This window comes from Bradyrhizobium algeriense, assembly GCF_003062295.1.
GTDB lineage: Bacteria > Pseudomonadota > Alphaproteobacteria > Rhizobiales > Xanthobacteraceae > Bradyrhizobium > Bradyrhizobium algeriense.
The window spans coordinates 1-9882 of record NZ_PYCN01000073.1 but is presented as its reverse complement, the minus strand read 5'-3'; the positions used below and the strand labels follow the sequence as shown (position 1 = coordinate 9882).

8 protein-coding genes and 2 pseudogenes are annotated in these 9882 nt (G+C 57.6%); 8 read left to right on the top strand and 2 right to left on the bottom strand.

Annotated elements, in window-relative coordinates; genetic code table 11:
- The 7 genes and pseudogenes from C7G61_RS41230 to C7G61_RS41200 all read left to right on the top strand — a co-directional run.
- Positions 1-111, top strand: a pseudogene (locus tag C7G61_RS41230) (IS5/IS1182 family transposase); the annotation flags it as partial.
- 67 nt (positions 112-178) lie between these two features.
- Positions 179-805, top strand: a complete 627-nt coding sequence (locus C7G61_RS41225; RefSeq protein ID WP_244608740.1) for an SDR family NAD(P)-dependent oxidoreductase — start codon at positions 179-181, stop codon at positions 803-805.
- A gap of 82 nt (positions 806-887) precedes the next feature.
- Positions 888-1700, top strand: a complete 813-nt coding sequence (locus C7G61_RS41220; protein ID WP_108523247.1) for an oxidoreductase — start codon at positions 888-890, stop codon at positions 1698-1700.
- Between the two features lie 72 nt (positions 1701-1772).
- Positions 1773-3035: a beta-ketoacyl-ACP synthase II gene (gene fabF, locus C7G61_RS41215; RefSeq protein ID WP_108523246.1), complete on the top strand. Its 1263-nt coding sequence runs from the start codon at positions 1773-1775 to the stop codon at positions 3033-3035.
- Positions 3036-3430: 395 nt separating this feature from the next.
- Entirely contained in the window at positions 3431-4108 is a 678-nt protein-coding gene (locus C7G61_RS41210; protein ID WP_108523245.1) for a nitroreductase, read from the top strand.
- A gap of 204 nt (positions 4109-4312) precedes the next feature.
- Positions 4313-5380 carry a L,D-transpeptidase family protein gene (locus tag C7G61_RS41205; protein WP_244608739.1) on the top strand — a complete coding sequence of 356 codons (1068 nt, stop codon included), beginning with the start codon at positions 4313-4315 and terminating at the stop codon, positions 5378-5380.
- A 99-nt stretch (positions 5381-5479) separates the two neighbouring features.
- Positions 5480-5758 (top strand): annotated as a pseudogene (locus C7G61_RS41200) (nitroreductase family protein); the annotation flags it as partial.
- A 251-nt stretch (positions 5759-6009) separates the two neighbouring features.
- Here the strand turns inward: C7G61_RS41200 and C7G61_RS41195 are convergent.
- Together C7G61_RS41195 and C7G61_RS41190 are read right to left on the bottom strand one after the other, a co-directional pair.
- Entirely contained in the window at positions 6010-7272 is a 1263-nt protein-coding gene (locus C7G61_RS41195; RefSeq protein ID WP_108523244.1) for a hypothetical protein, read from the bottom strand.
- A gap of 223 nt (positions 7273-7495) precedes the next feature.
- Complete coding sequence (locus C7G61_RS41190; protein WP_108523243.1) at positions 7496-8461, bottom strand: hypothetical protein; 966 nt, start codon at positions 8459-8461, stop codon at positions 7496-7498.
- A 59-nt stretch (positions 8462-8520) separates the two neighbouring features.
- On the opposite strand from C7G61_RS41190, the gene C7G61_RS41185 reads away from it, so the two are divergent.
- Positions 8521-9366, top strand: coding sequence for a hypothetical protein (locus C7G61_RS41185; RefSeq protein ID WP_108523242.1), 846 nt, complete (start codon positions 8521-8523; stop codon positions 9364-9366).
- Positions 9367-9882: the final 516 nt, after the last annotated feature.

Here is a 9882-nt window from a genome sequence, read left to right as displayed (position 1 = left end):
TGCTTCTCAAAACTCAAGCAGTTCCGCCGCGTCGCAACCCGCTTCGAAAAGACCGCCCGAAACTATCGGGCCGTCGTTACTCTCGCCGCCATCGTCCTATGGCTCCGCTAAATGTCCACACCACCTAGAGGACGTTGCCAAGAGAATCGAAATCAAGGCGAAGCGCACGGTCGAGATCGTGATTGCCGACCTTGCTGATGCGAAGGACCTGTTGCGCATTGAAGCACTCCTAACCGAGCGGGAGGACATCGACGTCTTGATCAACAATGCAGGCTTGGGAGCGCTTGGACCGACCTCGAAAGTGACCGCGGACGCGCTGGAAAACCTGATAAAAATCAATATTCTGGCGTTGACACGACTGACTCATGCCGCCCTGCCGGGCTTCCTGCGGCGCAATTCCGGTACGGTCATCAACATCGCCTCCATGATCGCGGTGATGCCGACGCCCTCCGGCGCGGGCTATTCCGGCTCCAAGGCATATGTTTTGAATTTCACACGCTCGCTCCAGATGGAGCTTGCCAAGACAAGCATCGTTGTTCAGGCGGTGCTTCCCGGTCCGGTTCGCACCGAGTTTTTTGAAGCATCCGGTCTTACTGCAGCCCCCTTCCCCAACGAACTCTTCATGTCCGCGGAGCAATTGGTCGATACCGCTCTCCAGGCATTGGACCAGGGCGAGCCCGTCTGCTTTCCGTCGCTGGAGAATTCATCGCTCTGGACCGGCTTTGAGGACGCTCGCATGGCATTGAGCCGTGCGCTCATGCAGTCGGGTAAGCCAGCGACCAGGTATTCAGAAAAAGCTCGGTAACAAACAATCGGCTGTTATCGCCGTAGCGGGGTTTGCACCGCTCGGATGCGCGACGCTGATCAATTCCATCGAGGAGGCTCCTATGCGACGAGACGGTAAAGTGGCCATTGTGACCGGGGCTTCTACAGGGATCGGGCAGGCCTCCGCAAAGGCGCTGCACCAGGCTGGATTCCGAGTGTTCGGCACCAGCAGGCGTGCCGTCGCGAGTACGCTCGAGGGGATCACGATGGTCACCTGCGACGTGACAGATGACGCATCGGTCACGGCGGCGGTCGACAAGGTGCTCGATACGACAGGCAGGATCGACGTTCTGGTCAACAACGCGGGGACCGGCCTGCTTGCGGGAGCTGAAGAATCTTCAGTGAACCAGGCCCAGGCGTTGTTCGACGTAAACCTTTTCGGAGTGATCCGCACGACCAACGCGGTCCTGCCGGTCATGCGACGACAGAAGGCGGGACGGATCATCAATATAAGTTCGGTCCTTGGCTTGATACCCGCCCCGTTCTCGGCCCTCTACTCCTCCACCAAGCATGCTCTCGAAGGCTATTCGGAATCCCTTGACCATGAGGTGCGGACCTTCGGCATTCGAATTTGCTTGCTTGAGCCGGCGTATACCCGCACTTCATTCGAACAAAACATGGTGCTTCCGGATCGGAGCCTGGACGCATACGTCTCGGCGCGAATGCGCTCCAGCGCGATTATGAGTGAGACCATGAAGACAGCCGATAGTCCCGAGGTTGTAGCCGAAAGGGTCGTGGAAGCCGCGACGACGACGTCGCCCCGTCGGCGATATACCTGCGGAAAGATGGCGCGGCAGGTGAGCCTGCTGCGTCGTTTCGTCCCCGAACGGATGTTCGACAAGAGCCTTCGGAAGCAGATGGGATTGCCGACGTAACCGGGCTGCCAAAGCCGATCTCGGCCGGGCCGTTCGCGCTTGCCTTCTGGATAGCTCAAAAAGGTAATCTCTATGCGTCGCGTCGTCGTTACCGGGTTGGGACTGGTATCACCGCTGGGTTGTGGCAGTGAGCTGGCATGGTCCCGCTTGCTTGCGGGCCGTTCCGGGCTGGCTCCCCTTCCCGAATGGGCGGCTGCCCTTCCCGCGCGGGTCGCTGGAATCGTGCCGACAAAGGCCGACGATCCCGATGGCGGCTTCGATCCGGATCTGGTCGTGCCTCCCAAGGATCAGCGGAGGATGGATCGCTTCATCCTGTTCGCACTGGTCGCCACGGCCGAGGCCGTCGCACAAGCGGCATGGACTCCTTCCGACGCACACTCGCTCGAGCGCACGGCAACCGTGATCGCATCGGGCATCGGAGGCTTTCCGGCAATCGTCGAGGCAGTTCGCACCACCGATCAGCGCGGGGTCAGGCGCCTCTCGCCATTCACCGTGCCGTCCTTTCTCGCAAATCTCGCGGCCGGTCATATCTCCATCCGCTACGGCTTCAAGGGTCCCATCGGCACGCCGGTTACCGCTTGCGCCGCGAGCGTGCAGGCGATCGGCGATGCCGCACGCCTCATTCGAACCGACGAAGCGGATGTCGCGATTTGCGGTGGCTCGGAAGCCTGCATCGATCTCGTGAGCCTCGGTGGCTTCGCCGCCGCCCGCGCCCTTTCGACCGGCTTTAACGAAACGCCAGCGCGTGCGTCCCGGCCCTTCGACCGCGACCGCGACGGCTTCGTCATGGGCGAAGGTGCCGGTATCCTCGTCATTGAAGAGTTGGAACACGCGATCCGCCGCGGCGCCGAGCCGATCGCCGAAATCGTCGGCTATGGCACGACCGCTGACGCCTACCACATCACGTCGGGTCCCGAGGACGGCGACGGCGCGCGACGTGCGATGGCAGGCGCATTGCGGCAGGCCGGCCTCAAGCCCGGCGACATCCAGCATCTCAACGCCCATTCCACCTCGACGCCGGTTGGCGACATTTCCGAACTGGAAGCGATCAAAGCCGTGTTCGGCCGCGACGGAAAAATTGCCGTCAGCGCCACCAAATCGACGACCGGTCATCTGCTCGGCGCAGCCGGGGGAGCGGAAGCAATCTTCACGATCCTCGCATTACGCGACCAGGTCGCACCGCCCACCCTCAATCTCGAAAATAGCGACGCGGCAGCCGTAGGCGTCGACCTCGTCTCTCGTGAACCCAGGCGCATGACGATGGAGCATGCGATTTCGAACGGTTTCGGGTTCGGAGGCGTCAACGCCAGCGTCATCTTTCGCCGTTGGCAATGACATCCTCCTGGCGATCGGTATTCGGGAATTTTCGGCTTTCCCAGACCAAAACCCACTATTTGAGCAACAGCCTGAAGAGGCCTGTGCGGCTTCAGGCGGGCGCCGTCGCGCCGGGTCGCCGCGGCTCGCACCAAAAATATCGAAAACAACCCCATGCAAAGTAGCCGGCGGCCGCCGCAACCGCCGGCTAGACCGAAAACTTGACACGTCGGGCAAATCAGCGGCACAATTTCATCATCCCGGAATTCGCTAAAACGACTGCGTGCGCGCAATATTGATGCGATCATGTTCCGCGTGGCTGGACCGTTGAAGACACGCCGCCGTCGCTTGCGCGGGGGTGCAGAAACCGCAAAAATCCAGGCTGTTTCAAAACTTATCAGGGGAATTCGGCACAGATGAAGTTTGATGACGTTATTCTCGGTCGCCGGAGTATCCGCGGTTACAGACCTGATCCAGTACCCAAGGCGCTGATTGCGGAAGTCATTGGTTTGGCGATGCGCGCGCCGTCGTCGATGAACACCCAGCCCTGGAATTTCTACGTCATATCAGGCGAACCGCTGGATCGGATCCGCGCCGGCAACACCGAGCGGATGGTGGCGGGCATCCCGCAGTCGCGCGAGTTCCGCACGGGCCAGGCCTTTGCAGGCAAGCACCGCGACAGGCAGGTCGGCGTCGCCAAGCAACTGTTCTCCGCGATGGGAATCGAGCGCGATAACAAAGATAAGCGCCAGGACTGGGTGCTACGCGGCTTCCGTCAATTCGACGCGCCCGTCTGCGTGATCATCACCTATGACCGCGTGCTGGATGGCAGCGACGATACGCCGTTCGATTGCGGCGCCGTGGCGACCGCCCTGGTCAATGCCGCCTGGTCTCGCGGGCTGGGCGCCGTGATCAACAGCCAGGGCATCATGCAATCCCCCGTGGTGCGCGAGCACGCAGGGATCGCCGAGGATCAGGTCATCATGAAAAGCATCGCGCTGGGCTGGCCGGATGAAACTTTTCCGGCGAATGCGGTGGTGTCGGAGCGGAAGTCTGTCGAAGAGGCTACGGTGTTCGTCGGGTTCGAGAAGTAGCGGCGCGCGGGCGGAAGGGCTGGAGGTACAGCAGTGATCCGCGCCATGGTCCGACGTGCACTGGAGCGTTTTCCAGCGAAAGCCTGCCCCGGACTTGATCCGGGGTGGGTACCGGTTCGCGTCAAGAAAACGCGTCAAAACAAGAAGCGAGAGCCCCGTTCCGATTCAATCGGAACGGCTAAGGCTCTTGTGCTGGCGGCGGCTTTGGCCGCTGCCTTGACGCCGGTCACGTGCCTTGGCGAAAGCAGCAAGCCGTTGCCGGCCAAGGCAACGCAGGAACTGCCCGCCGAGCTGCTCGCGCTGCTCGAGCAGAAGAAGATGCCAAAGTATTCACCTATCGTTGTGCGTCTTTTCAAGGAAGAGGCGGAGCTCGAAGTCTGGAAACAGGACACGACCGGCCGTTTTCAGATCCTCAAGACCTATCCGATCTGCCGGTGGTCGGGCGATCTCGGGCCGAAGTTGCATGAGGGCGACCGACAGGCTCCGGAAGGGTTCTATACAATTACGCCTGAGTTGATGAACCCCAACTCCAACTTCTATCTTTCGATCAACCTCGGCTACCCCAACAGCTTCGACAAGGCGAACAAGCGCAACGGCAGCTTCCTCATGATCCACGGCGACTGCTGGTCGAGCGGTTGCTATGCCATGACCGACGAACAGATCAGCGAAATCTATTCGCTGGCGCGCGACTCGCTCAGCGGCCGGCCGTCGTTCCAGGTCCAGGCCTATCCGTTCCGCCTGACGCCAGCGAACCTGGCGCGGCATCGAAATAATCCGAACCTCTCCTTCTGGAAAATGCTCAAGATCGGCAACGATCATTTCGAGACGACGCAACTCGAACCGACGGTGGATGTGTGCAACCGCCGCTATGTATTCGATGCGCAACCTCCCCCGAATTCGCCGTCTCCTCTTGTGTTCAACCCTGCCGAAAAATGTCCCCCCTTCGTCGTCAATCCGCAAATCGCGCGGCGGGCGCTGGAGAAGAGGCGCGCTGACGAGCTCGAATACGCGCGATTGCTTGAAGACAACGTGCCGGCTGCCCCGATCTACAGCGGACTGGACGGCGGAATGAACAAGGCGTTCCTCGCACGGTTTCCGGGCCGAGTGACGCTTGCGAAAGTGATGCCGTACGCATCCTACCTGCCGCAATTGCCGCCGATCCCCTGGATCGACAATGATGGCTCGTTGACGAGCAAATGGTTTGGTATCTCGTTCTCCAAACCCGTTGTGTGTGATGCGGCTCGTGCCGGCTTCCCATCGAACCGGTGCTAAACACTTGTTCGACGTCAGCGATGGGCCATCGGCAGACCCACGCCTGGCACCGACATTTCGTCTGCTCGCTGTCAGAAAGCAACGCAAAGTGTCGCCAAGCAACTGCTTGACAGCAGTGACGATACGCCCTTCGATTGTGGCGCCGTCGCGACCGCCCTAGTCAATGCCGCCTGGTCTCGCGGGCTGGGCGCCGTGATCAACAGCCAGGGCATCATGCAATCCCCCGTGGTGCGCGAGCACGCAGGGATTGCCGACGATCAGGTCATCATGAAAAGTATCGCGCTGGGCTGGCCGGATGAAACTTTTCCGGCGAATGCGGTCGTGTCGGAGCGAAAGTCGGTTGAGGAAGCTACGGTGTTCGTCGGTTTCGATAATTAGGCTGGCAAACGCGCGCAACGGGTGCTGTCCGGTATAACGTCAGGCGAAACTTCTTCACCTATGATCGGAAGCTGCATCGCTATCACGGTAACCCTGATCGGACTCGTCTATCGAAGGTTATGGAATTTGCCCGGCAACTGATAAGGTTTGTGTAATGTTCTTATCAGTGACCGATTGACTCCGTTTGCGACCAAACTTTATCCGTGATAGTTGGCCCCGACCTCAGAGGAGTGTCAATCGGGCAATGTTAGTCATGACCGGCTTTCAGCTTCCCTAGCGGCCATGCGTGTTGCAGCCTTCAATCGGGTACGGTTCAGCGCGATGTTGCTTTTGAGCCTTTGCGTATCAAGCGGCAAGGAAAGAAAATCCAGTATCTCCTCGCGCTTCCTGAAATTGTAAATATTCCAAAGGAAGAACCGAATAAGGGCGGCCAGGTAAAGGCTGCCATATTGGGCGCAAAGTAGCGCGTGATCGCCGGCCTCGCCGCGATGAACGACGCGGTTGCGATAGTCCTGAATGAAGTTCAGGCGCATGGCAGCATGCCGGAAATTGTCGAAGATCGAGCTCGCGCGCTCCACTACGCGCTGTGTCGGCTCTCGCTCTTCCCGCGCACACAGCACTTCGATAGCGGTCCATATTTTTAAAAGCGCGACCTCGACGTGGCTCGTTTCAAGCCCTTCTTGAAACAGCAATACCGCCTGGACCATTTTTTCCTTGAAGTCGATCCGCGCAAGGTCGGAAGCGACGTTCTTGGCAAACTTTGTGATGTGTGCGGCGTCGTGCGCCTGCCAAACGGAGAAGTTTCTTTTCCAGGCTGTCGGGTAATAGCTCTCGGATTGCCAGTTGCCGAGCTTCCGTGACGTTGTATCGATGAGGAATATAGGTGACGCCGACAGAAACTTTCCGATCGGAGCGTTCGGGAAGCCAAAGCGCTTGCTGACTCCGTAGCCGCTCGTTGCCATGTTCAGGATGCCAAGAGAGTATTTCATTCGGCGATAGGCGGCATTGAGCGCCGCGCGGTCGTTCCGGCCTTTCACTTTCATAATGAGATAGGCAAAGTCATCTTGCAGATTGAGCCGCTGCCGTTCGAAGCCTTCGAGTTTCTCAATCACTTTCAGACTTGAAGGTGGCAGGCTCGCTCTGATCTCGACCAATCCGTCGACTGACATGATCTTGCCCGGAAGCTGCGTACCAACTCGGGCGTTGATCTGGGTTACGGCCATGAACGTTCGCGGCTTGTTACTAAGCAGCCCCTCGAGAAAGGCCCTTAACTTCTGGATGAAGAATCGAGGGGTGAAATCCTTGGCGCGCGCACACTCATTCAGCGCAGACCAAATCGCGGCGTCCTTCTCATAATCATCGATCGGCGGATCGAATGTAAGATTATAGAGGACCTCAAAGCTGCCGTGCTCAAGTTTGGCCGAATCCCACCCAACGCGGCCGTCGTGATCCGTTGGAATTTTTGACAGGCCTTGAAGAGCTTCCGCCAGATGGCTCTTTCCGTGGATCTGCATCGGCGCTCCCTGCTCTCTTCGGATCTCTTCCTCCTAACCGATTCTGAGCCAATCCGGACAGGATGTGGCAAAAGCCAGCTCTCTTCTTGAACGGATGTAAGCGCGCCGGTCACAGTCGCGAGATCCAGAGGTCGTAAAGGGCTGAGCGCCGCAGCACATATCTTGGTTATCCCCACTGAACTCTACGGGCTTCTTCTCTTTCACGACCTATTATGCGTACAGCTCACTTTGGATTGGCAAGGCTCTTCAGCTTATCGATTTGCACCCGGAACAGTGACGCCGTGAATTCCTTGCTGTCGCCCGTTATGGCATCCTGCAACTGTGCTGCTTCGGACGTGTAGCCTCCCTTTTTCTCGCACTCAGCAACAATCCGGACTAGCTTGTTCCTGAATTCGTTGGCGACAACCTTCTCATCGTCGTTCAGCCATTCCGTCGGGGTCAACGTGTTGAGCTCTTCGCCGAAATTAAAACTGTCCAACCGGCGCCAGACTTCGCTGATGTCTACCCTCTTGTTGTATTTTCCCATCCCATCGCTGTGAGCGTCCCTCAATTCGCGGGTCTCAGGGGCTTCATTTCTCGCGTTCTCGACCAAAATCCCGTACCGGATGCCCGCGTAGTCGTAAATTATTTGCCTGTAGTCCAGGAAGAAGTCGTACTTGAGCATGTTGACTACGGGCTGGACGATCCGCAGTCGCTCTTCTTCAGTTACTTTAAACTCCCTGATTTGCTTATCGACATCATCCAAGAGCGTTTGTTTTTCTTTGGCCGACGGCGATCCCATTCGGTTGGCCCAGGCAATGCTCATGTAGGTCACTCGGGCGTTGATGGCAGCGATCTTACGTATGCGATCTTCAATAGCCTGAACCTCAAGAACCTTGTCTCGCATCCGCGTTTCCAGTCCGAAGAAACTGAACTGGCTGATAAGGGGTAGAAATACAATCACGCAGGCTGCGAGAAAGACGCCAAGCACGGGGGCGACACTTCCCCCTTCTCTGCTCATCGCCTGATACAAAGCGCCAATGATTGAAAACACCGCGACAGCGCCGGCACTGTAGGTGACAATGTTTTGAACTTTCTCAGCGTCCACTGGAAACCCCAAAATAAAAGCCGGGACAAGCCCGGCTGAAAACCACAGGTAGCAGGTTATCTTATCGATAACTAGGCTGCCAATGGCATTGAATCCTTTCATCGCCTATTTCGTCCCCAAGAAAAGTGGTATTGGCAACACTTTCAACCAACGAGATTCGCATGCCCGGAATCCGTGACGAAATCGTTGACCTGAAGGCGCTGCCGGCGTCGATGAAGCTCATCTTGATCGGATGTCTGGCGCTAACTGCGTTTAGCGCAACTATGGCCGTCCTGATTATGTTCAGCTCTGGCTTTAAATTGGATCCTGGTCTTGCAACGTTGACCGGTTCGGTCATTGGTCTCGGGATCATTGCCTATCAGGCGAGGCTAGGCTTCGCAAACCTCACAAGGTCTCAAGCCAATCAAGCTGAGCTCGACCGCGAAGCACGTCTTCATAAGGCAGAGCTGGACGACGCATCGGCCACAATCAGAGAACGCAGAGAACGAGCGTTGTTGCACGCCGCCATCCGTGCTGAATTGATCGGGTTACTCGCAGAGGCTCACAACTCTGCGAATGTCATGGAGCAGTTCTCAAAACTGTCGGAAACTTTGCTCAACCGCGATGCTCCAGCTGTGAAGCAGAACATTCAGTTCCCGAGCTTTAGTACGCCCATCTATGACGCAAATCTTTCTCGCATAGGCTTATTGGGCGTCTCGTTAGCCGGGGACGTGATCAAAGTCATGAACCGGGCTAGACGCAAGGCCAACACCGCAGCGAACGAAGCCCCAATGGAACATAAGCTAGCCAAGACGATCTACGATACCGCTTCAAAATCTTACAATTCTTGGGCTAGTGAAATCCTTCATGTTGCAATGCGCATTCGCTCGGTCGAAGAGGGTTGGAAAGACCCCGGTACACTCGTCGATACTCTTGAGGCGCGTAAAGCGGGTACCATGAGCTATGACAGCCCGGAAAGCCGCAATCCGGACACAGCTCCAGCTGCTGAACCGGTGGCGCCCAGCTAACGACGGGTAATCACCACCTCATCGCCAAAATACTTCGTGCACACCGTCGTGCCGGGCAACACGCGGAATAACGTCTGCATCGCCATGAAAATCGGAGGGGCGGGAGGAGTCGAACCTCGAGATGTTGAATTGGAGTCCGATCGTAGAAATCGGACGCTCTCGCCTACCGACAGAAACAGAGTCCTTTCCGCTGAATCTCGTAAGCAGCTCGAAACGATCGAATTTCGAGAACCGTACCGGATAGGCCGAGTCCAGAGGTTCAGAGAGAAACGTGCCTTTCGGAGAATAGCCGCGCGGTTCTGCCTGTCGGGAATTCAGAGCTCGAGTTAGAATTGGCTGCGGCAGCTGGGCTCAATTGCCAGCGTGATCGCACGGAGAACACATGATTTGTGAGCGGCCCGAGACATAGGTGACATTTCGTACCGGACACATGGGTTACACTTTTCGCTTTTTTTGCAAGCGGGAGGTGTGGATGCCGTGGAAAGCGAGTTCGGTGATGGAAGAACGGCTTCGCTT